This window comes from Acidimicrobiales bacterium (assembly GCA_025455885.1).
Classification (GTDB): Bacteria; Actinomycetota; Acidimicrobiia; order Acidimicrobiales; family Acidimicrobilacustridaceae; genus Rhabdothermincola_A.
In genome coordinates this window covers 185,571-204,883 of the sequence record JALOLR010000001.1, presented here as the reverse complement: position 1 = coordinate 204,883, position 19,313 = coordinate 185,571, and the positions used below count along the sequence as shown (strand labels likewise).

The 19,313-nt window shown below is 73.5% G+C and carries 21 protein-coding genes and 1 other RNA gene; 9 read left to right on the top strand and 13 right to left on the bottom strand.

The window, feature by feature from the left end; all coding sequences use genetic code 11:
• Positions 1–22: 22 nt before the first annotated feature.
• Positions 23–763 carry a TetR/AcrR family transcriptional regulator gene (locus MUE36_00980; GenBank protein MCU0309505.1) on the bottom strand — a complete coding sequence of 247 codons (741 nt, stop codon included), beginning with the start codon at positions 761–763 and terminating at the stop codon, positions 23–25.
• 158 nt (positions 764–921) lie between these two features.
• Between MUE36_00980 and MUE36_00975 the strand changes: the two genes are divergently transcribed.
• Genes MUE36_00975 through atzF form a run of 4 tightly spaced genes read left to right on the top strand, consistent with a single transcriptional unit; the run spans position 922 to position 7,739 of the window.
• Positions 922–1,662 (top strand): DUF1989 domain-containing protein, encoded by a 741-nt coding sequence (locus MUE36_00975; GenBank protein ID MCU0309504.1) that lies wholly within the window; start codon positions 922–924, stop codon positions 1,660–1,662.
• A 19-nt stretch (positions 1,663–1,681) separates the two neighbouring features.
• On the top strand, positions 1,682–2,332 hold the full coding sequence (locus MUE36_00970; GenBank protein ID MCU0309503.1) for a DUF1989 domain-containing protein: 651 nt from the start codon (positions 1,682–1,684) through the stop codon (positions 2,330–2,332).
• Entirely contained in the window at positions 2,332–5,955 is a 3,624-nt protein-coding gene (uca, locus tag MUE36_00965) for an urea carboxylase (GenBank protein ID MCU0309502.1), read from the top strand. Before MUE36_00970 ends, uca begins: the two co-directional genes overlap by 1 nt.
• Entirely contained in the window at positions 5,952–7,739 is a 1,788-nt protein-coding gene (gene atzF, locus MUE36_00960; protein MCU0309501.1) for an allophanate hydrolase, read from the top strand. The genes uca and atzF overlap by 4 nt, the downstream gene beginning before the upstream one ends.
• 34 nt (positions 7,740–7,773) lie before the next feature.
• Here atzF and MUE36_00955 read toward each other — a convergent pair whose 3' ends face one another.
• The 7 genes from MUE36_00955 to MUE36_00925 form a co-directional block, all read right to left on the bottom strand.
• Complete coding sequence (locus tag MUE36_00955) at positions 7,774–8,043, bottom strand: metal-sensitive transcriptional regulator (protein ID MCU0309500.1); 270 nt, start codon at positions 8,041–8,043, stop codon at positions 7,774–7,776.
• 76 nt (positions 8,044–8,119) lie between these two features.
• Positions 8,120–8,728 (bottom strand): RdgB/HAM1 family non-canonical purine NTP pyrophosphatase, encoded by a 609-nt coding sequence (rdgB, locus tag MUE36_00950; GenBank protein MCU0309499.1) that lies wholly within the window; start codon positions 8,726–8,728, stop codon positions 8,120–8,122.
• Between the two features lie 10 nt (positions 8,729–8,738).
• On the bottom strand, positions 8,739–9,476 hold the full coding sequence (rph, locus tag MUE36_00945) for a ribonuclease PH (protein MCU0309498.1): 738 nt from the start codon (positions 9,474–9,476) through the stop codon (positions 8,739–8,741).
• A 16-nt stretch (positions 9,477–9,492) separates the two neighbouring features.
• Complete coding sequence (locus MUE36_00940; GenBank protein ID MCU0309497.1) at positions 9,493–10,230, bottom strand: MBL fold metallo-hydrolase; 738 nt, start codon at positions 10,228–10,230, stop codon at positions 9,493–9,495.
• Positions 10,221–11,039, bottom strand: a complete 819-nt coding sequence (gene murI / locus MUE36_00935) for a glutamate racemase (protein MCU0309496.1) — start codon at positions 11,037–11,039, stop codon at positions 10,221–10,223. The genes MUE36_00940 and murI overlap by 10 nt, the downstream gene beginning before the upstream one ends.
• 86 nt (positions 11,040–11,125) lie before the next feature.
• A complete protein-coding gene (locus MUE36_00930; protein MCU0309495.1) occupies positions 11,126–12,076 on the bottom strand; it encodes a PLP-dependent cysteine synthase family protein in 951 nt (316 codons plus the stop codon).
• A gap of 56 nt (positions 12,077–12,132) precedes the next feature.
• On the bottom strand, positions 12,133–12,561 hold the full coding sequence (locus tag MUE36_00925; protein ID MCU0309494.1) for a M67 family metallopeptidase: 429 nt from the start codon (positions 12,559–12,561) through the stop codon (positions 12,133–12,135).
• Positions 12,562–12,622: 61 nt separating this feature from the next.
• Here MUE36_00925 and smpB point away from each other — a divergent pair, with 61 nt between their 5' ends.
• Positions 12,623–13,114 carry an SsrA-binding protein SmpB gene (smpB, locus tag MUE36_00920; protein ID MCU0309493.1) on the top strand — a complete coding sequence of 164 codons (492 nt, stop codon included), beginning with the start codon at positions 12,623–12,625 and terminating at the stop codon, positions 13,112–13,114.
• Between the two features lie 42 nt (positions 13,115–13,156).
• Here smpB and MUE36_00915 read toward each other — a convergent pair whose 3' ends face one another.
• From MUE36_00915 to MUE36_00905, 3 genes are all read right to left on the bottom strand, one after another.
• Entirely contained in the window at positions 13,157–13,894 is a 738-nt protein-coding gene (locus MUE36_00915) for a hypothetical protein (GenBank protein ID MCU0309492.1), read from the bottom strand.
• A 9-nt stretch (positions 13,895–13,903) separates the two neighbouring features.
• Positions 13,904–14,368, bottom strand: coding sequence for a hypothetical protein (locus MUE36_00910; protein MCU0309491.1), 465 nt, complete (start codon positions 14,366–14,368; stop codon positions 13,904–13,906).
• 75 nt (positions 14,369–14,443) lie between these two features.
• Complete coding sequence (locus tag MUE36_00905; GenBank protein MCU0309490.1) at positions 14,444–15,280, bottom strand: MOSC domain-containing protein; 837 nt, start codon at positions 15,278–15,280, stop codon at positions 14,444–14,446.
• Between the two features lie 138 nt (positions 15,281–15,418).
• On the opposite strand from MUE36_00905, the gene ssrA reads away from it, so the two are divergent.
• Positions 15,419–15,806: a transfer-messenger RNA gene (gene ssrA, locus MUE36_00900) on the top strand.
• 186 nt (positions 15,807–15,992) lie between these two features.
• Here the strand turns inward: ssrA and MUE36_00895 are convergent.
• Positions 15,993–16,448: a rhodanese-like domain-containing protein gene (locus MUE36_00895; protein MCU0309489.1), complete on the bottom strand. Its 456-nt coding sequence runs from the start codon at positions 16,446–16,448 to the stop codon at positions 15,993–15,995.
• 141 nt (positions 16,449–16,589) lie between these two features.
• On the opposite strand from MUE36_00895, the gene MUE36_00890 reads away from it, so the two are divergent.
• Genes MUE36_00890 through MUE36_00880 form a run of 3 tightly spaced genes read left to right on the top strand, consistent with a single transcriptional unit; the run spans position 16,590 to position 18,776 of the window.
• Complete coding sequence (locus tag MUE36_00890; protein MCU0309488.1) at positions 16,590–16,904, top strand: helix-turn-helix domain-containing protein; 315 nt, start codon at positions 16,590–16,592, stop codon at positions 16,902–16,904.
• Positions 16,901–17,467, top strand: a complete 567-nt coding sequence (locus MUE36_00885; GenBank protein MCU0309487.1) for a hypothetical protein — start codon at positions 16,901–16,903, stop codon at positions 17,465–17,467. The genes MUE36_00890 and MUE36_00885 overlap by 4 nt, the downstream gene beginning before the upstream one ends.
• A 10-nt stretch (positions 17,468–17,477) precedes the next feature.
• Complete coding sequence (locus MUE36_00880; GenBank protein ID MCU0309486.1) at positions 17,478–18,776, top strand: hypothetical protein; 1,299 nt, start codon at positions 17,478–17,480, stop codon at positions 18,774–18,776.
• A 21-nt stretch (positions 18,777–18,797) separates the two neighbouring features.
• Here MUE36_00880 and MUE36_00875 read toward each other — a convergent pair whose 3' ends face one another.
• Complete coding sequence (locus MUE36_00875; GenBank protein ID MCU0309485.1) at positions 18,798–19,226, bottom strand: nuclear transport factor 2 family protein; 429 nt, start codon at positions 19,224–19,226, stop codon at positions 18,798–18,800.
• Positions 19,227–19,313: the final 87 nt, after the last annotated feature.

Genomic DNA, 19,313 nt, shown 5'->3' with positions numbered 1-19,313 from the left:
CTGTCGTCGCCCCGAGCCGCCCTCAGGCGCCCTCGCCCGCCTCCTCCGCGTCGAGCGCGGCGACCCGCTTCTCGATGCGGGCGAGGTCGGAGGGCCGGCGCAGGATCGAGCGCAGCGACGCGCCGGCGTAGTGGCGGGCCACGGTCACGGCGTCGAAGGCCGGGAAGGAGAAGACGGCGCGGCCGGGGCGGTGGTTGTGCTGGTCGCGGAACCAGTTCTGCAGGCCCTCGTCGCCGGAGAGCAGTGACAGCGCGGTGAGCGGCACGACGAGGTCGACGAACTGGCCGGCCTCGACCCCCTCGACGAGCAGCCGCTCGACCCAGTCGTGCAGGGCCTGCCGGTCCGCCCAGAACTCGTCGAACTGGTCGGGCTGCACGGACGCCAGGCGCTCCACCTCGTTCACGTCGCACGGGGCGGTGCACAGCTGCTCGGCGTCGAAGCGCAACAGCCGGTAGAGCTTCACGCCCGGCGAGTCGTCGCCGGTGCCGATGCGCTCGATGAACTCGAGGGGCGCCCGGTTGACGGTGAAGGTGGCCTGGAGGATCTGCTCCTTGCGGTTGAAGTAGTAGTAGAGGGACGACTGCTTCAGACCGGCGGCCGAGGCGATCTCGCTCATGGTGGTGCGGGCGAACCCCTTCTCGGCGAAGAGCTTCGTGGCCGCCCGCAGGATCTCGTCGTGAGCGGTGCCGTCGAGGGGACGGGGGTTGGACCGGGGTCGTCCCGCCGAGCGGGGGACGGACCGCGGCGCCCGTGGCGTGCTCATGGCCGAGCAAGGTAGCGCCGTCGGGCACGCGGGCCGGGGGATCCGCTCTGTGAACGCTCCGTGTCCTTGTGCCGAGTCGGTTGACTCCGGCCCGATCAGGCCACAGTCTGGTACCCGACGGTTTCAATGTTTCATCGAAAGACCCAGTGGGAGCACCAGTGGACGAGGCAGGCGACGAGCCCGGGCCGGCGGCGGTCACCGACGACCTGCTCCCCCCCGGGGCGTACTGGAGCGGCGTCGTGCGCCGGGGCCGCACCGTCCGCTTCGTCGACGTGGAGGGCTCGGGCGGCACGGCGGTCCTGCTCTGCAACGCCGCCGACCCGAGCGAGCGCTACAACGCCCCCGACACCGTCAAGATCCAGAACCAGATCTTCCTCACCGCCGGCATGGTGCTCTTCTCCGACATGGGTCGGGTGCTGTGCTCGATCACGCGGGACACCGGCGGCCACCACGACACGCTCGGCGGCGCGTCCGACGCCGGCACCACCGACGCCGCGAGCCACGGGGGCACCTACCTCGAGCGCCGCAACGAGCGCCACGTCAACACCCACGACAACCTGATCGCCGCGCTCGGCCGCCACGGCCTCGACCGTCGCGACATCGTCCCCACCCTCAACCTCTTCGACCGGGTGGAGGTGGCCCCCGACGGCCGCTTCACCTGGGTCGGCCCCGGCGGTGGGCCGGGCGCCCTGATCGACCTGCGCGCCGAGATGGACCTCCTCGTGGTCGCCTCGAACACACCGCATCCCCTCGACCCGTCACCCGGCTGGGCGACCGGCCCGACCCGGGTGAGCGTCCTCGCCGACGCCCCGGTCGACGTCGACCCACGGATCGACCCCACCCCCGAACGGGCCCGGGGCTTCGAGAACACCGACCGTCTCCTCTCCCTCACCCGATGACCCCCCACGGGAGCCCTGCGTGACGAACCTCTCCACCCCCCCGGCCGACACCGGTACGACCCCGGTGGTGGTCGACGAGATCGTGCGACCCGGCGAGCCGTGGACGGGTGTGGTGCCCGCCGGGGCCCTCCTGCGCATCGTCGACCTGGAGGGCAACCAGGCCGTCGACACCCTGCTGTACGACGCGCACGACCCGACCGACCGCTACAGCTCGGCGGCCACGGTGCGCGACCAGGGCGGCATCTTCCTCACCACCGGCTCGGTCCTGCGCTCGAGCGAGGGCGGCGCGCTCGCCACCATCGTCGACGACACCTGCGGGCGCCACGACACCTCGGGGGGCGCCTGCAGCGCCGAGAGCAACACGTGCCGCTTCGGCCACCACACCCGGCACATGCACAACTGCCGGGACAACTTCCTCCTCGGCCTCAGCCGCCACGGCCTCGGCAAGCGTGACCTGGTCCCCAACATCAACTTCTTCATGAACGTCCCGGTCACCCCCGACGGGCACCTCGACATCGTCGACGGGATCTCCCGGCCGGGCGCCCACGTCGAGCTGCGCGCCGAACGCGACATCCTCGTGGTGATCTCCAACTGCCCCCAGCTCAACAACCCCTGCAACGGCTGGAACCCGACCCCGGTGCAGGTGCTCGTGCACACTCCCGCCGCCTGATGTTCGACGCCGTCCTGGTGGCCAACCGGGGGGAGATCGCCTGTCGGATCATCGCCACCCTGCGGGCCATGGGGATCCGGTCCGTCGCCGTGTACTCCGACGCCGACCGCGACAGCGCCCACGTCGACGCCGCCGACGAGGCGATCCCCATCGGGCCGGCCGCCCCTTCCCTCAGCTACCTGCGGGTGGACGCCATCCTCGACGCCGCGGCCGCCACCGGCGCCGGGGCCGTGCACCCGGGGTACGGCTTCCTGTCCGAGAACGCCGCGTTCGCCGAACGCTGCGAGGACGCCGGCATCGCGTTCGTCGGCCCCACCCCCGACCAGCTCCGCCGCTTCGGTCTGAAGCACACCTCGCGGGAGCTGGCCGTCGCCAACGGCGTCCCCGTCCTCGCCGGGTCGGGGTTGCTCGACGGCGTCGACGACGCCGTGGCCGCCGCCGAACGCATCGGGTTCCCGGTGATGGTGAAGAGCACCGCCGGCGGCGGCGGGATCGGCATGGGCCTGTGCCGCTCGGCCGACGAGCTGGCCGCCACGTTCGCCTCGGTCGAGGCCCTCGGCGCCGCCAACTTCGCCGAGGGCGGGGTCTTCGTCGAGCGCTACGTCGGCCGGGCCCGTCACGTCGAGGTCCAGCTCTTCGGCGACGGGCGGGGCGAGGTGATCACCCTCGGCGACCGGGACTGCACCGTGCAGCGCCGCAACCAGAAGGTCCTCGAGGAGGCTCCCGCACCTGCGCTCCCCGACGAGGTCCGCCGTGACCTCCACGACGCCGCGGTGCGCCTCGGACGCTCGGTCGACTACCGATCGGCGGGCACGGTGGAGTTCGTCTACGACGCCGACCGCGCCGAGGCCGCCTTCCTCGAGGTCAACACCCGCCTGCAGGTCGAGCACCCCGTCACCGAGGCCACCACGGGCGTCGACCTGGTCGAGTGGATGGTGCTCCTCGCGGCCGGTGAGCTCGGCGACCTCGCGGCGCGGCGCCCCACGCCACGCGGGGTGTCCGTCGAGGCCCGGGTCTACGCCGAGGACCCCGCCGCCGGCTACCGACCGTCGACGGGCCGGCTGATGGAGTGGGACCCGCCCCGTGACGTCCGGGTCGACACCTGGGTGCGCCCCGGCACCGAGGTCAGCCCCCACTACGACCCGTTGCTCGCCAAGGTCGTGGCGTCGGCACCCACCCGCCCCGAGGCGCTCGCCCGGCTCGGGCGGGCCCTGGAGCGCTTCCGGGTGTCGGGCATCGAGACCAACCTCGACCAGCTCCGCGCCGTCGTCGCGTCCACCGCGCTCGACGAGGCCACCCACACCACGCGGCTGCTCGACGGCCTGGCGTTCAGCTCGGCCGCCGTCGACGTGATCGACGGGGGCACGCACACCACCGTCCAGGACCACCCCGGCCGGATCGGGCACTGGGACGTGGGGGTCCCTCCGTCGGGTCCGATGGACGACCGGTCGTTCCGGCTGGGCAACCGTCTCCTCGGCAACGACGAGGGCGCACCCGGCCTCGAGCTCACCCTCCGCGGACCCACGCTGCGCTTCCGCAGCGCCACCACCGTGTGCCTCACCGGGGCGCCGGCGGCCGCGACCGTCACCCCCGACGGGGGTGAGCCGATGCCGTTGGCCCCGTGGTCGGCGGTCGCCGTGGCGGCCGGCACCACCCTGCGGGTCGGCGACATCGGCGCCCCGGGCTGTCGGGCCTACCTCACCGTGGCCGGCGGGTTCGACGGCCACCACTTCCTCGGGTCACGGGCCACGTTCGACCTCGGCCACTTCGGGGGCCACGGTGGTCGCGGGCTCCTGGCCGGCGACGTGATCCGCCTCCTCGACCCCACCGCGCCGGGACCGGGGCGCGCCGACGTCGCCCCCGCCCGACGGCCGACGATGACCGACGCCTGGTCGGTCGGGGTGCTCTACGGCCCCCACGGCGCCCCCGACTTCTTCACCGACGACGACATCGAGGCGTTCCTCGGCGCGACCTGGCAGGTGCACTACAACTCCAACCGCACCGGCGTGCGCCTCATCGGGCCCACCCCGGTCTGGGCCCGGCCCGACGGCGGCGAGGCCGGCCTGCACCCCTCGAACATCCACGACACCGTGTACGCCGTCGGGGCGGTGGACTTCACCGGCGACATGCCCGTCGTCCTCGGTCCCGACGGGCCCAGCCTCGGCGGCTTCGTCTGCCCGGTCACGATCGCTCCCGCCGAGCTGTGGAAGATGGGGCAGGTGCGGGCCGGCGACACCATCGGCTTCCACCTCCTCGACCACGACGAGGCAGTGGCCCTCGAGGCCCGGGGCGGCCGTGACCTCGACCTGGTGACCACGGCCGGCCCCGACCCGGGCGCGGCGCCCGCGCCCGTCACCGGTGCGACGGTCGCGTCCAGCCCCGCGGTCCTCGCCCGGCGCCCGGCCGGCGACGCCGCCCCGGCGGTCACGTACCGGCGGTCGGGCACCTCGTGCGTGCTCGTGGAGTACGGCGAGAACGTGCTCGACCTCGACCTGCGACTGCGGGCCCACGCCCTCCAGGAGCACCTCCGCGCCCGTCCCCCGGCGGGGGTGGTCGAGCTGTCCCCCGGCATCCGCTCCCTCCAGGTGCGCTTCGACCCCCACCGGCGCTCGCTCGCGTCGCTCGTCGACGCGCTCGTGGAGATCGAGGACCTGCTCCCCGGCCTCGAGGAGGTCGAGGTGCCCAGCCGGCTCGTGCACCTCCCCCTGTCGTGGGACGACCCCGCCACCCGCCTCGCCATCGAGAAGTACACCCAGATCGTCCGCCCCGACGCACCCTGGGCCCCCAGCAACATCGAGTTCATCCGCCGCATCAACGGCCTCGACTCGGTCGACGACGTCCAACGGATCGTGCTCGACGCCGAGTACCTGGTGCTCGGCCTGGGCGACGTCTACCTCGGGGCGCCGGTGGCCACCCCCGTCGACCCGCGCCACCGCCTGGTGACGACCAAGTACAACCCGGCGCGCACCTGGACCCCCGAGAACGCGGTCGGCATCGGCGGCGCCTACCTGTGCGTCTACGGCATGGAGGGCCCCGGTGGCTACCAGTTCGTGGGGCGCACCGTCCCGGTCTGGAACCACTTCCGCGCTCCGGCCGACGGCCCGCCCTGGGGGCTGCGGTTGTTCGACCGGCTCTCCTTCCACCTCGTCGGCGCCGACGAGCTGCTCGAGCTCCGCGCCGACATGGCGGCCGGCCGCACCGCGCTCGACACCGAGCCCGGCACGTTCTCGCTGCGCGACCACCACCGATTCCTCGGCGAGCACACCGACGCCATCGAGACGGCCAAGGCGCGCCAGCAGGCGGCCTTCGACGCCGAGCGACGCCGATGGGAGGCGACGGGGCAGGCCAACTTCTCCGCCGAGCTGCCGCCCGATGTGGTCCGCGACGACGACCTCCTGCCCGACGGGCACCACGGGGTGGCCGCGCCGCTGCACGGCAGCGTCTGGAAGGTGCTGGTCGCCGCGGGCGACACGGTCTCGGCCGACGAGCCCGTCGCCGTCCTCGAGGCCATGAAGATGGAGACCAAGGTGGTGAGCCCCGTGGCCGGACGGGTGAGCGACGTGCGGGTCCGGGAGGGCCAGGAGGTCCGGCCCGGCCAGGTGATCCTGGTCGTCGAGCCGTGACCGACGACGGCTGGACCGTCGGCGGGCTGCGGCGGCGGCTCCTCGCCGGAGAGGTGACCCCGACCGAGGTCGTGGCGGAGGCCTACCGGCGCCTCGACGCCCTCGACGACCGGGCGGCGGTGCTGGCCGTGCTCCCCGAGGCCGAGGCCCGGGCGCGGGCGGCGGCCCTCACCCGACGCGACGTCGAGGACCTCCCCCTCGCCGGGATCCCGTTCGCGGTGAAGGACAACATCGACGTCGCCGGGCTGCCCACCAGCGCGGCGTGCGCCTCGTTCCGGTACCGACCCGACGCGTCGGCCGAGGCGGTGGCCCGCCTCGAACGGGCCGGGGCGACCTGCGTCGCCAAGACCAACCTCGACCAGTTCGCCACCGGGCTGGCCGGCACCCGCTCGCCGTTCGGGACCCCCCGCAACCCCGTCGACGCCGGCTTCGTGCCCGGCGGGTCGAGCTCGGGGTCGGCGGCGCTCGTCGCGGCCGGGGTGGTGCCGTTCGCCCTCGGCACCGACACCGCCGGGTCCGGTCGGGTGCCGGCGTCGTTCACGGGGATCGTGGGCCTCAAGCCCACGGTGGGCCGGGTGCCCACCACGGGCGTCGTCCCGGCGGTCGAGGAGCTCGACTGCGTGTCGGTGCTGGCCCCCGACGTCGCCGGGGCCTGGCTGGCGACGGAGATCACGGCCGGGGTCGAGGGGGGCTCACCCCTCCCCGACCCACGGGCGCTCGACGTCGTGGTGCCCACTGGCGACGGCCTGACGAGCTGCGACCCGGGCACCCTGGCCGCCCACCACGCCGCCGTGGAACTCGTGGCGGCCCTCGGCCACCGGGTGGTGGAGGTCGACATCGAAGCGCTGCTGGCCGTCGGGCGGCTCCTCTACGCCCCTGGCCCGTGGCTCCGGGCCCGCCACCGGGCCTTCGGCGCCCACCTGGCCGCCCACCCCGAGACGGCCGACCCGACCGTGGCGGCCATCGTGGGCGACGCCGTCGACCCGACCGTGGACCCCACGGCGGTCGACGCCGCCGCCCGAGCGGCGCTCGACGACCTGCGCCCCGCGGTCCGGGCCGTGCTGGCGGCCGGCGACCTGGTGCTGCTCCCGGTCACCCCGACGATGCCCACCGTCGTCTCGGCGATCGCCGATCCGGTCGGGACCAGCCGGATGCTGGGCACGTTCACCAACTTCGTGAACCTGTTCGGTCTCGCCGCGGCATCGGTACCGATGGGCGAGCGGGCGTGGGGGCTGCCGGCCGGCGCCATGGCGGTCGGCCCGGCCGGCCGCGACGCCCTCCTCGCGGCGTTCGGCGCCGAGCTGTGCGCCACCGCCGGGCGCGAGGGGCGCGTCACCAGCCGCCTCCCGGTGCGCACCGCACCGCCGCCGGGTCACGTCGACCTCGCGGTCGTCGGGGCGCACCTGGCGGGGCTCCCGCTCAACCACCAGCTCACGACGAACGGCGCCACGTTCGTGCGGGCCACCACCACCGCCGCCGACTACCGGCTGATCGCCCTGGCCGACTCGCTGCCGCCCTGCTCCGGCCCACCCCGCCCCGGGCTCATCCGGGTGCCCGAGGGGCACGGAGGACGCATCGCCGTCGAGCTCTGGCGGCTCCCCGTGGCCGGACTCGGCGCGTTCACGACCGGGGTGCCGGCACCGTTGGCCATCGGCACGACCCGCCTGGCCGACGGCTCGACGGTGCTCGGCTTCGTGTGCGAGGGCATCGCCGCGGAGGGGGCCGTCGACCTGACCCGCTTCGGGGGTTGGCGCGCCTGGCTGGCCGAAGGCGCCCCGCGGTGACACCGGGGCGGGCGCGGCCGGGTGGGACGCGAGGTCAGGCCAGCTTGAGGAACATCTTCTCGACCTCGGCCATCGGGTAGCCGTCGGCCTCGGCCTTCTCGGGCTCGCTCACGCAGTACGAGAGCCCCGCAGCGACGAGGCGGAAGCCGGCCTGTTCGAGGGCCCGGTTGGCCGCCGAGAGCTGCGTGACCACGTCACGGCAGTCACGACCTTCTTCGAGCATCCGCTCGATGCCCTGCACCTGACCGGCGACGCGACGCAGCCGGGTGCGCACGTCGGCGACGACGTCCTCGGGAAGCTCCATCGGACTGGTCCTCTCTCGTGACACCCCCGGTCGCAGCGCCGGGGGACGGCCCCATCATACCCCGGGAGGTATCGACTCAGGGCGACGGCCCCGGGCCCTCGACGAGCAGGGCGGCCAGGGCCCGCAACGCCCGGCCCCGGTGGCTGACGGCGTGCTTCTCGTCGGCGGTCATCTCGGCGAAGGTGCGCCCGTCGCCCTCGGCGGGCACGAACACGCTGTCGTAGCCGAAGCCGCCCGACCCGCGCGGCTCGTCGGCGATGCGGCCCTCGACCGTTCCGACCGCGACGAGCTCGCCCCCGTCGGGCCAGCGCGCCATGGCCACGGTGCGAAAGCGCGCCGTCCGGGCGCTCCGGGTCGTGGCCCCCGCCGCCCGCAGGTCGGCGAGGAGCTTCGCGACGTTGTCGGCGTAGGTCGCGGAGGGACCGGCGAAGCGCGCCGACCACACCCCCGGTGCGCCGTCGAGGGCGTCGACCTCGAGGCCCGTGTCGTCGGCCACGGCCGGCTCGCCCGCCCCTGCGGCGACGGCGACGGCCTTCAGACGGGCGTTGCCCTCGAGGGTGTCGGCGTCCTCGACCACGTCGGGGAGGCCGACGGGGCGGGGCACGACCTCGACGCCGAGGGCGTCGAGCACCGCGGCGATCTCGGCGACCTTGTCCGGGTTGGCCGAGGCCACCACCAGGCGCACCGCAGGCCCCTCAGCCGGGGCGGGGCGCCGGGGCGTCGGCGATCAACAGGCGCTGCAGCGCCATGATCTCGCCGATGCCCAGCTCGGCCAGTCCCAGCAGCTCGTCGAGCTCGTCACGCGAGAAGCTCATGCCCTCGGCGGTGCCCTGCACCTCGAGGAAGCGACCACCGCCGGCCATCACCACGTTCATGTCGACCTCGGCGGCGGCGTCCTCGACGTAGGGCAGGTCGAGCATCGGCACGCCTCCCACGATGCCGACCGAGACGGCTGCGCACGGCTCGGTGAGGGGATGGGCGCCGATGACGCCGTCGGCCACGAGACGGGTGAGGGCGTCGTGCAACGCCAGGTAGCCACCGTTGATCGACGCGGTGCGGGTGCCACCGTCGGCCTGGAGCACGTCGCAGTCGACGATCACCTGGCGCTCGCCGAGCAGCTCCATGTCGCACACGCCGCGCAACGACCGGCCGATGAGGCGCTGGATCTCCTGGGTGCGACCCGACGGCTTGCCCGACGCCACCTCGCGACGGATCCGCTCGGGCGACGCGCCCGGCAGCATCGAGTACTCGGCGGTCACCCAACCCTTGCCGCTGCCCCGCATCCAGCGGGGCACGTCGTCGTCGACGTACGCCGTGCACAGCACCATCGTCCGGCCGGCCTGCACGAGCACCGAACCGGAGGCGGCGTCGGTGAAGTCGCGTTCGAAGCTGACGTCGCGCAGCTCGTCGTGGGCACGTCCGTCGGCACGCATGGGCCTCTCCTCGGTCTCAGAGCTCGTAGACCGCACCCGGGGCGGCGAGGTCGACCGGGCCACCGTAGGCGTCCGCCCCGAGGCGGGCGTGCTCCTCGGGATCGGACCCGGGCACGAGGTGGGTGAGCACCAGACGGCGGGCGCCGGCGGCGCGGGCCATCGCCCCGGCCACCCCCGCGGAGAGGTGCAGCACGTCGCCGCGCTCCTCCTCGGTCGCGAAGGACGACTCGAGCAGGGCGAGGTCGACGTCGCGGCCGATGGCGTCCATCGACCAGCCCGGGCCGGTGTCGGCGGAGTAGACGAGCGAGCGGCCCTCCGGGTCGGACACCCGGACGGCGTAGGTCTCGACGTAGTGGTCGGTGCGGTCGATGGCGAAGGTGAGGTCGCCGATCGTGAAGACGGGCTCGGGGCCGAGCACCCGGGTGTCGAAGGCGGGGTTGACGTCGGTACACACCGCCTCGAGCATCGCGACCGTGCCCTCGGTGGCCCACACCGGGATGCCGTCGATGTGCAGGTGGTAGTGGGTCAGGATCCGCATGGCCGTGAGGTCGACCCAGTGGTCGGGGTGGGCGTGGCTCACCACGACGGCGTCGAGGTCGGCGAGGTCGACGTGGCGGCGCAGGGCGGGCAGGGTGCCGTGGCCGAGGTCGAGCACGACGGCGGTGGTGGCGCTGCGCACGAGGTAGCCGCTGCAGGGCAGGCCGTCGCCCGGGTAGGACCCGGCGCACCCGAGGACGGTGAGGCTCAGCCCCACGACACCGACTCCACGACGGCCAGCTCGGGGCCGAGCAGGCGGCTCCCGAGGGAGCGGAACACCTCGACGTCACCCGACGACTCGAACCGGTGGCGCCCCGGCGGGGCCTCGCCCGGGCGAGCGTCGTCCCGGGCCAGGCCGAGCTCGGCGAGCAGGGCCCGCACCCGGAACGCCGTCTCGTCGGCGGAGTCGACGAGCACCACGTCGCGGCCCATCACGTCGGCGATCGTGCGGGCCAGGAACGGGTAGTGCGTGCAACCGAGGAGCAGCGTGTCGACCTGGGCGTCGCGCAGCGGTGCGAGGAGCCGTTCGGCGAGCACGTGGACCTGGTCCGAGGAGGTGTCACCCCGCTCGACGAACTCGACGAACCCGGGGCAGGCGGCGCAGCTCAGCTTCACGTCGGCCTCGGCGGCCGCCACGGCGTGCTGGTAGGCACCCGACCCGATGGTGCCGACGGTGCCGATCACGCCGACGTTGCCGTTGCGGGTGGCCGCCACCAGCGACGTGACCCCCGGCTCGATCACGCCGACGACCGGCACGGGGCTCTCCTCGCGCAGCTCGTCGAGAGCGGCGGCCGACGCGGTGTTGCAGGCCACCACCACGAGCTTCACGTCGTGCACCTCCACGAGACGGGCCGTGATCTCGCGGGCGAAGCGACGCACCTCGTCGAGCGGACGCGACCCGTAGGGGTAGCGCCCGGTGTCGCCGATGTACACGAGGTCCTCGGCCGGCAGGAGGTCGATGAGGGCCCGGGCGACGGTCAGGCCGCCGAAACCGCTGTCGAACATGCCGATCGGACGGGTCCCCACGACCAGCGAGGGTACTGGGCCGGCATCGCCGAACCCAGACCGCCGGCCCGTGGCCCGGCGCCCGTCGTCGTTGTCCGACCCGACGCCTAGAAGTAGATGATCTTCTGGGCCCGTTCGACGACGGTGTCGATGTCGTCGTTCCACAACCCGGTGGAGAGGTACTTCCAGCCGCCGTCGCAGACGATGAAGACGATGGTGCCGGCGTCGATCTGGCCGGCCACCCGGCACGCGCCGGCCAGCGCCGCTCCGGCGGAGATCCCCGAGAAGATGCCGCACTCGTCGGCCAGCCGGCGGGTGTACTCGATGGACTCGCGGGGGCGGACGATGCGCTTCCCGTCGAGCAGCTCGGGCCCGCCCCACTTCTCGTAGACCGGCGGGATGTAGCCCTCGTCGAGGTTGCGCAGGCCCTCGACCAGCTCACCGATGGGCGGCTCGACGGCCAGGACCTTGACGTCGGGGTTGCGCTCCTTGAGGTACGTGCCCACGCCCATGAGCGTGCCGCTGGTGCCGAGCCCGGCCACGAAGTGGGTGATCTCGGGGCAGTCGCGCCAGATCTCCGGGCCGGTGGTCTCGTAGTGGGCACGGGGGTTGGCCTCGTTGGCGTACTGGTAGAGGAACGCCCACTCGGGGTGCTCGTCGGCCATGGCGATGGCCCGGCGCACCGCCCCGTTGGAGCCCTCGTTGCCCGGCGACAGGATGATCTCGGCGCCGAAGACCTCGAGGAGCTGGCGGCGCTCGACCGACACGTTCTCGGGGAGCACGATCTTGATCGGGTAGCCCTTGATGCGGGCGATCATCGCCATGGCGATGCCGGTGTTGCCCGACGACGGCTCGATGATCGTCTTTCCGGGGGTGAGGGTGCCGTCGGCCTCGGCCTCCTCGATCATCGACAGCGCGATGCGGTCCTTGACCGACCCTGCCGGGTTCTGGCCCTCCATCTTGCCGAGGATGCGCACGTCGGGGTTGGGGCTGATCCGACTGACGTCGATCATCGGCGTGTCGCCGATCATGTCGAGCACCGAGGAGTACACAGCCATGAGCACCTTCCCGACACAGGGGACCGGATCGAAATGTGACCCTGCGGATCGGGATTCTACCCGTCGACGACGCTGACCGGCTCCTCTTCGACCACGCCGTCCACGATCCGGTAGGACCGCAACGAGGCGACGCCGGTTCGGAACGACACGATCACGTAGTGCCACGACGGGTCGGGGGCCTGGGCGACGTCGGTCGGCGACGGGTAGGCCTCGGTGTGGGTGTGGGAGTGCACCACGCCGTTGATCTCGAGCCCGTGGTCCTCGGCGTCGCGGTCGGCGCGGAGGTGGTCGCGGGGTTCCACCGTGTACACGCGGCTCGAGGCCGCGGCGTTGCCCGTGGGGTAGAAGCGGGTGGCCGCCTCCCCACCGCCTCCGGCATCGCGGTCCGCGGCGGGCCCGGCGAGCAGCCCGCAGGCCTCGTCGGGCAGGCCGGCGAGCAGGTGGGCGATGATGGCCAGGTGGGCGGACCGGGCGAGCAGCAGCACGGCCGGGACCCTACAAGGGCCGACCCGGCCCTCAGGGCGGCGCAGTAGCCTCGGCGGTCCCATGGCGACCCGCAGCGAGCCCGGCGTGACGGTCGTGGCCACCAACCGGTCGGCCCGTCACGACTACGACATCCTCGACACCGTCGAGGCCGGTCTGGTGCTGCGCGGCAGCGAGGTCAAGTCGCTGCGCGAGGCCCAGGTGCAGATCAAGGAGGCCTACGGTCGCATCGACGACGGCCAGGCGTGGGTCGTCGGGATGCACATCGCCCCCTACGCCACGTCGGCGGCCCACGACCTGCTCGAACCGGACCGGCGCCGCAAGCTGTTGCTCAACCGGCGCGAGATCGACCGGCTGGGCATGCGGATGGACCTCGAGCACCTCGCGCTCGTGCCGCTGCGCCTGTACTTCCGCGACGGGAGGGCCAAGCTCGAGCTGGGCCTCGGCCGGGGGCGCAGCAAGGTGGACAAGCGCCACGCCATCGCCGAGCGCGACGCGCTCCGCGAGGCCCAGAAGGAGATGGGTCGGAGCCGCAAGGCGACCGGACGGGACTGAACGCCTCCCGATCCGGGGACGACCGCCCCGGACCAGCCGGGATCAGTCGGATCCGGGCGTACCCGCCACGGCGTCCTGGAGCCGGGTGAGCGGGGCCCGCCACCGCCGGTCGAAGCGCTCCTCGCGCGACGCGGCCAGGTGCTGCTTGCCGGTGTCGTCGCGATAGCGCCGGGTGGCCCACACCGACTGCGGGCGGGCGATGCGCACCGCGGCGACGAGCGCCACCAGGGGCACCACCAGGCCGATGACGCTCGACGCGAACTTGCCCTTCAGCGCGGCGATCACCGAGCAGGCGACGACGAACACCGCGTTGACCACCAGGGCGGTTCGCCCGGCGGTCTCCCCGCCGGACTGGTCCTCGAGTCCGAGCGGGGAGCCGACGAGCAGGACCATCACGAGGACGCCGAGGAGGAGGAACACGACGTCGACGGAGAGCCGGCCCTCCTGCTCCCAGTAGACGTCCTGGAGGTGCAGGAGGAGGGCGAACTCGTCGAGGACGAGGGCCAGGCCGATGCCGAAGACGATCGCCGCGGCCGCGGTCCAGCCGAACGCGTCGGTCCCCAGCGCAACCAGGCCCCCCAGCACCATGAGCACCAGCCCGGGCACGACGTGGTGGACGTGGACCCCGCCCACGGTGTTGTCGCTGAACGGGCCCTTCCCGGCCCGGATCGAGCGCACCACCACGCGGGTCACGACGAAGGTGACGACGAAGGCCACCGTGAGCAACAGCAGCGGCAGGCGTCCGGCGTCGACGACGTCTCGTTGCCACCAGTCGGCCAACGCGCCGGCCTAGCCCGTCGGCAGGTACTGCCAGCGACGCTCGGGTCCGGTGCCGGGCTCGTGGTCGATCGACTGCACGTCGAACCAGATCGGCAACAGGTACTTCACGTAGAAGGCGTGCACCGTGACGGGCCCCACCACGAGGTCGTCGTAGCGCTTGATCCGGAGCCGGTCGTCCTTGTCGGCCCACCGCTCGCATTCGGCGAGCACCTCGTCGACCTCCTCGCGCGTGTCGCACAGCAGGCCCAGGTGGTCGTACCCGGGGGCGCTCATCGGCCGGTCGTGCTCGGCGACGAGGATGAACTGGCCCTCGTCGGGGCGCATGAGGAACTGGAGGCCCCCCACGATCTCGACGCTCGACGTCTGCCAGCCGAGCACGCCGCCGTAGAAGGCGGTCAGGTCGGCGCGCATGGCCTCGTCGAGGGTGCCGGGCGGCACCGTGAGCTCCATGTGGTTGAAACGGATCTGGGGCACGCTCGTCCTCTCCCGTGGGCGCCCGTCGCCCGGACCTGTCGAGTGTCGCGCGCGCCGGCCGGCGCCGGCGCCTCCTCAGGCGTCGAGGGTCGCGGTGTCGCCCACCGCCACCCGGCCCGGGCGGGTCACGGTGGCGTAGACGCCGAGGTCCTGGCCGAGGTCGCGCACGATGTGGCGCAGCACGGCCCGGTCGGCGGGGACGGCGTCATCGATCTCGCGGGTGACCATGACGCAGCGCGGGCAACGGGTGGTGATCGACACCTCGGCGTCGCCGAGGTGGAGGCGTCGGCCCACCCAGTCGAACTCGGGGTGGCCGGGGGCGTCACCGGTGTCGAGCACCACGCTGGGGCGGAACCGACGCACGTCGACCGCGGAGTCCGGGAGAGCGTCGGCGACGGACCGCAGCGCCGACGTCGTGAGGATCAGCAGCGGGAAGGCGTCGTGGTAGGTGCCGGGCGGGGACTCGAACTCGACGATCTCGGGCGGGAAGACCGACAGGTCGGGCAGGGGCTCGTCGCCCTCCCGACCGAAGATGCCCCGCAGCTCCTCCATCACGTCGTCGCTGTCGGGGCCGCCCCGGCGGTAGTGGTCGAGGTCGGCGGCGGGGCGCAGGGCCTCGAGGGTGACGGGATGGTCGAGGGCGGCGCTGATGCGGGCGTCGCGGTCGGGGTCGTCGGTGCGCACCTCGGCGCCGTCGGGGAGCGTCACCACCACGGTCCCGTCGTCCTCCCGGCGGGCGGCGAGGCGCATGAGCCCGGCGATCTTCTTCGCGCCGCGGATCCCGCCGCGCACCCCGTCGCGCGCCGCCCACGTGCGGTCGTCGACGACGCCGGTGTCGTCGAGCTCGACGGTGGCGACCCGCTCCCCGATCATCGACTTCACCGGGTAGCGCCACAGCTCCGCGACGTGCACGTTCGGCTCCTTCGTCGTCGGCCCCGGCGAGGGGCGCCGCGTCGCCGATCACGCTAGGCCACCCGAACCCCCGTGGCGGGGCCCCGCACCGGCGCTACCCTTGGAGTGCCGCCGGCGACAAGGCGGACTTGCGATCACGGGGCTGATCGGTTTCGACGTCGGGACCGGGAGCTGGATCGTGCGACCCGAGTTGCCTCAGACTCGCTAAACGGGGGCAACCAAAGAACCGCCGATGAGCAGTTCACTCTCGCCGCCTGATCCAGATCGGGCCTAGAGAGCAACAGTGACCAGCGATGGCGCACGGGGCCAGCTCGCCGCAGCCCGGCAACAGAAGCGGTGGGTGACAGCCGGAAAGACGGCTGACGGCGGGAAAGACCGCTGACACCGGGGAAAGACCCGGTGGCCGGGCCCTCGTGGCCCACCCGACCCGGCGGGCTGGCGGCCATGAGCCTGTAACTCGGGAACGGTCGTAGCGCGAACAGTTGCCACCAGACGGACGGGGGTTCGATTCCCCCCAGCTCCACCACGGTGATGTCGCGAGACGTCGAGGACGGTCCGGACCTGCATCAGGGTCCGGACCGTCGTGGTTCTCGGGGGCCTTCGCGCGCGCCGGGGGGTCACCCGGTGCCGTCGCACGTCACCCGCTGAGGGGCGATCGCCCTGATGTGTCGGCACGGCGCCACCGAGGGCCGGGGTCCCGCGTCGGGCGCCGTCAGGCGGCGGTTGGCCAGCCGGCGGCGGTCATGTCCTCGAGGGCGCCGCCGTCGAGCACCGTGAGGCCCACGGCCTCCATCTGGGCGGCGGCGGCCGCCGAGCGGTTCCCGCTCCGGCAGTACACGACGTAGGTGACCGAGTCGTCCAGGCCGGCGATCTCGTCGGCGAACGACGGGTCCTGGACGTCGATCAGCGCCGCGCCCTCGATGTGGCCGGCGGCGAACTCCTCGGGCGTGCGCACGTCGACCACCGTCGCGCCCTGGTCGAGCGCCGCCCGCGCCGACGCCTCACCGGCCGCAGGGGTGGCGGCCTCGGACTCGGCAACGGAGGCGGCGTCCGCGCCGGACGAGGACGACGAGCAGCCCGCCGCCACGAGCAGACCCGCCGCCACGACGGCCATGGCGCCGACCACGCGTCGGACGGTGCGGGGTGACGTCGAACGTTGCGGACCCATGTCGATCTCCTTTTCGAGCTCTCCTCGAGCCCCTCGTCGAACTCGCCCGAGGATACCCCCCTGGGTACCCGGGGACACGGTCGCGCCGCCGCTCTCCGTCCCCCGATCCGAATCCGGTATCCGATCGGGTACCATTGCCCCATGGACGCCGCTCTCCTCCTCCGCCAGGCTCGCCACCGTCGTCGGCTCAGCCTGCGGGCCCTGGCCGCCCGTGCCGGCACGTCGCACTCCACCCTCTCCGCCTACGAGACGGGCCGGAAGGTGCCGACCGTCGACACCCTCGAACGGATCCTGCGCGCCGCGGGCTTCGACGCGACCACCGAGCTCGTCCCCGCCGTCGGCGGGCCCGATCCGACCGACCGCGGCCGGGAGCTGATCGACGTGCTCGAGCTGGCCGCGATGTTCCCCGCCCGCCACGCACCGACCCTCACCACCGCGCCGTTCCCACGCCCATGAGCCTCCCCGACAAGATCGTCGCCGTGCACCGCTCCTTGGCCGACGTCGGGCTCCCCCACGCCTTCGGCGGCGCGCTGGCGCTGGCGTGGTGCACCCGACAGGCCCGCGGCACGATCGACATCGACATCAACGTGTTCGTCGACGTCGACCGCGTCGACGACGTCCTCGCGGCCCTCGCCCCGGAGGTGGCCGCCACCCAGGACGACCTCGCCCTGCTGCGCCGGGACGGACAGGCCCGACTGTGGTGGGACACCACCCCCGTCGACGTCTTCCTCGACACCACCGACTTCCACCGCGCCGCCGCCACCCGCGTCCGGACCGAGGACTTCGGCGGCGTCGCGTTGCCGTTCCTCTCCTGCGCCGACCTCGCGGTGTTCAAGGCCTTCTTCGACCGCACCAGGGACTGGGCCGACCTCGAGGCGATGATCGACGCCGGGACCCTGGACCTCGATCGCGTCGCCGGGGTCCTCGTACGCCACCTCGGCGCCGGCGACCCCCGGGTCGCCAGACTCCTCGGTCTGGGGGACGGACCCCGTCAGCACGACGTCAGCGACCCCCAATAGCGTCACCCCGGTGACCACGACGACCCGGAGTCCGTCCGGGCGCCGCCGAGCGGCGTCGACGACGATGCCGGCGGTGGTGGCGCTCGCCGTCACCGTGACGACCCTGGTCAGCGCCTGTACCGGATCGGCCACCGAGACGACGGTCGCCCCGAGCACGTCGCCGGCCCCGACGGACGCGACCTTCTCCGTCGAGGTCGCCGGCGGGGAGGGGTCTGGCCGCTACACGCCCGGCGAGACCGTGCACGTCTGGTCGTCGGTGTCCACCGTCGACGAGGTGGCCCTGCCCTGGGAGGGCGACGCCGACCTGCTCGCCGAACCCGACGAGTGGCGCACCACCCTCGTGATGCCCGACCGCGACGTGCGCCTCGTCGCCCCCACCGCCCCCCAGGAGCTCACCCTCGTCACCGAGACCTTCGTCGGCGCCACCGACACCCCCAAGACCGTCCGCCACGCCCTGCCCCCGGACATGCGTGGCGTGGTCCTCTTCAACCACGGCACCGGCGGCTCCAGCAGCTTCATCGAGGGCGACGAGACCCGACCGCTGGCGCTCGCCCTGACCCGCGAGGGCTACGGGGTCGTCGCCACCGAGGCGGAGGAGGCCGCTGGGGGCGACGCCGACGACGACGGCAAGGAGCGCTGGGCGCCGGGCACCGGACCCGGCAACGTCGACCTCGCCAACCTCCAGATCCTCTTCGACGACCTCGAGGCCCGCGGCCTCGTCCCCCCGGGCACGCCCAAGTACGCCCTCGGCATGTCGGCGGGAGGCGCGTTCAGCCACCTCCTCGGGACGGTGGCCGCCACCGACTCGGCGGACCGGTTCCCCCAGCTGCGCTTCGAGGCCGTCGTCGGCTACTGCGCCGACGCCACGGGGAGCCGATCGGCGTCCACGTCGACCACCCCGTCGGCGTGGTTCATGTGCGGTCGCGAGGACAACCCCGAGGTGTCCAACGAGCAGGCCGCCGCCAACGAGGCCGCCCTGCGGGCCCGCGGCGTGCGCACCCGGTACCTCGAGAACACACCGACCCCGCTCCCCGACGGGCGCTTCACCCGGATCCCCGGCGTCGCCCCGGCGACCTCGGCGGCGATGGTCGCCGAGCTGCGCGCCGCCGGGTACCTCGACGCCCGGGGGTTCGTCGGCACCGACGCCGACGAGATCGTGGCCGCGGTGTTCGCCGACCCCGCCTCGTTCCCCACCGTCACCTCGGCCACCCGGGCCCGCCCGTTGCTCGCCCAGCTGAAGGCCGTGAGGGCCGAGCACGGGATGTACGCCGACGCCACCGCCCGGACGATCGCCTTCTTCGAGGGCTGACGAAGGGCTGACGAGAGGGATTCACCGCGACCAGGCGAGCTCCTCGTACCGACGGGTGACGCGCCACCCGTCGGCGGTGCGCTCCAGCGTGTCGTTGTAGAAGATCCCGGTCGACACGAGCGTGCGCTCCTCGTCGAGGGCCATCGTCACGAAGCAGGCCACCGGCACCCGGGTCGTGGCCCGGTCGCCCTCCAGCGAGAGGCGCAGCCCCCCGGTGATCCTCTGCGCGGCGACCATGACCGGCTGCAGCGACGCCAGCCACGATCGGTAGTCCGGGTACCGGAGCACCGCCTGGCCGACGTCGCGCAGGTCGATCTCCGCGTCCGGGGTGAACGTCGTGTCGTAGAGCTCGAGGTCCCACGCCTCCGCGGCAGCGAGCTGGCGGTCGTAGAGGTCGGCGATGGCGGCACGGTCCTGCAGCTCCGCGAGGTCGTAGCGACGGTCGTTCACGGTCCCCCCGGCGTCGGGCCCGCCGGACCCGGGCGAGCGACCGCAGACTACCGTTCCACCCCCGAGCCGACGTTGGGGGGCAGAAGG

Excerpts from the sequence above, each read along its gene's own strand:
- smpB (MCU0309493.1), top strand. The coding sequence starts at position 12,623 with ATGGCGACCCGCAGCGAGCCCGGCGTGACGGTCGTGGCCACCAACCGG.
- MUE36_00890 (MCU0309488.1), top strand. The coding sequence starts at position 16,590 with ATGGACGCCGCTCTCCTCCTCCGCCAGGCTCGCCACCGTCGTCGGCTC.
- MUE36_00955 (MCU0309500.1), bottom strand. The coding sequence starts at position 8,043 with ATGGAGCTTCCCGAGGACGTCGTCGCCGACGTGCGCACCCGGCTGCGT.
- MUE36_00980 (MCU0309505.1), bottom strand. The coding sequence starts at position 763 with ATGAGCACGCCACGGGCGCCGCGGTCCGTCCCCCGCTCGGCGGGACGA.
- MUE36_00895 (MCU0309489.1), bottom strand. The coding sequence starts at position 16,448 with ATGGGTCCGCAACGTTCGACGTCACCCCGCACCGTCCGACGCGTGGTC.
- rph (MCU0309498.1), bottom strand. The coding sequence starts at position 9,476 with ATGCGTGCCGACGGACGTGCCCACGACGAGCTGCGCGACGTCAGCTTC.
- MUE36_00930 (MCU0309495.1), bottom strand. The coding sequence starts at position 12,076 with ATGGCTGTGTACTCCTCGGTGCTCGACATGATCGGCGACACGCCGATG.
- uca (MCU0309502.1), top strand. The coding sequence starts at position 2,332 with ATGTTCGACGCCGTCCTGGTGGCCAACCGGGGGGAGATCGCCTGTCGG.
- MUE36_00885 (MCU0309487.1), top strand. The coding sequence starts at position 16,901 with ATGAGCCTCCCCGACAAGATCGTCGCCGTGCACCGCTCCTTGGCCGAC.